The 1,735-nt window shown below is 60.7% G+C and carries 3 protein-coding genes; 2 read left to right on the top strand and 1 reads right to left on the bottom strand.

The features are described from left to right. On the bottom strand, positions 1-307 hold a 307-nt coding region (locus tag AC1D1P_RS22515), incomplete at its 3' end, for a sigma factor (protein ID WP_477674521.1). A gap of 230 nt (positions 308-537) precedes the next feature. On the opposite strand from AC1D1P_RS22515, the gene ppnP reads away from it, so the two are divergent. Together ppnP and argG are read left to right on the top strand one after the other, a co-directional pair. Continuing rightward, the gene (ppnP, locus tag AC1D1P_RS22510; RefSeq protein WP_477674520.1) at positions 538-864 is read left to right on the top strand and encodes a pyrimidine/purine nucleoside phosphorylase; all 327 of its coding nucleotides are present in this window, start codon (positions 538-540) and stop codon (positions 862-864) included. A gap of 98 nt (positions 865-962) precedes the next feature. Further along, the coding region (argG, locus tag AC1D1P_RS22505; RefSeq protein ID WP_477674519.1) for an argininosuccinate synthase at positions 963-1,735 on the top strand (773 nt) is incomplete at its 3' end.

Here is a 1,735-nt window from a genome sequence, read left to right as displayed (position 1 = left end):
GCATCAGGTCGGCCCGGTCCGAAGCCCGGCGCCGCAAAAAATCCAGGCCGCGGCTGCGCACCACCAGCGCCATCCAGGCCATGGGCGGTGACAGGGTCGCCTTGTAGTCGCCGGCGATGCGCCAGATGTTGAAGAAGGCCTCCTGCAGCACGTCCTCAGCCCATTCACGGTTGGTCACCACACGAATCGCGACACCGTAGAGCTTGGACGAAGTCAGCTCATACAGCTCCCGCAGGGCCGACTCATCGGCCTGGGCCACGCGGTCAATCAGTGCGATCAATTGTCTGTCCGGGCTTTCTGGCTTCATGAAGAACATTGTCAGGTATTGGTGGCTATCGGGAAACACCGGCAGGCGGCTGGTACGGGGGGATACGCCACAAAGGGCCAACCGGATTCACCGCGGGCCCGGCGAAGGGCTCCGGGTGACCTAAAATCAACGGTTTGGGCGCCACGCGGTGCTTTCCCGCAGCCCGAAACGGCCCCTTTCGCCCCTTTCGTCTCCTCCCGCCCCTTTCAGTCTCTTTTCAGCACATTCCCATGCCTACCGAAAAAATCGACAACATCAGCGTGACCACCAAGGCCAATGTCTACTTTGACGGCAAATGCGTGAGCCACGGCATCACGCTGGCCGACGGCACCAAAAAATCGGTCGGCGTGATCCTGCCGGCCACCCTGACCTTCAATACCGGCGCACCCGAAATCATGGAATGCGTGGCCGGCGCGTGCGAATACAAGCTGGCCGGCAGCGACAGCTGGGTCAAGTCTTCGGCAGGCGAAAAGTTCAGCGTGCCCGGCAACGCCAAATTCGAGATTCGCGTTGCAGCGGGCGAAGCGGCTTATCACTACATCTGCCATTTCGGCTAAAAAGCGTCTAAGTCCACCCTCAACCGATCCTTCGCTCCTTTTTTCATAGCTGCTCGCGCCCGTTCTGCGCGGCTTACAGCGATATTCAGGCCTAAAACATGTCCAACACCATTCTGCAAAACATCCCCGCCAACCAAAAGGTCGGCATCGCGTTCTCTGGCGGCCTGGACACCAGCGCCGCGCTGTTGTGGATGAAACAGAAGGGCGCCCTGCCCTACGCCTATACCGCCAACCTGGGCCAGCCCGACGAAGCCGACTACGACGAGATTCCGCGCAAGGCCATGGAATACGGCGCCATCAAGGCCCGCCTGGTCGACTGCCGCCCACAGCTCGCCGCTGAAGGCATTGCCGCACTGCAAAGTGGCGCCTTCCACATCACCACCGCCGGCGTCACCTACTTCAACACCACGCCGCTGGGCCGTGCTGTGACCGGCACCATGCTGGTATCGGCGATGAAGCAGGACGACGTGAACATCTGGGGCGATGGCTCCACGTTCAAGGGCAACGACATCGAGCGCTTTTACCGCTACGGCCTGTTGACCAACCCCGCGCTGAAGATCTACAAACCCTGGCTGGACCAGCAGTTCATCGACGAACTGGGCGGCCGCTCTGAAATGAGCGCGTTCATGACGGCCAACGGCTTTGGCTACAAGATGAGCGCCGAGAAGGCCTACAGCACCGACAGCAACATGCTGGGCGCCACGCACGAAGCCAAAGACCTGGAAAACCTCAACAGCGGCATCAAAATCGTCAACCCCATCATGGGCGTGCCGTTCTGGAAAGACGACTGCGTCGTCAAGGCCGAAGAAGTGAGCGTGACCTTTGAAGAAGGCCGCCCCGTAGCACTCAACGGCGTCGCATACCCCGACCT

It is taken from the genome of Polaromonas sp. P1_E1_2 (genome assembly GCF_056406035.1).
Note: the sequence above shows the minus strand (reverse complement) of the source record. Positions and strands in the feature narration are given on the sequence as shown.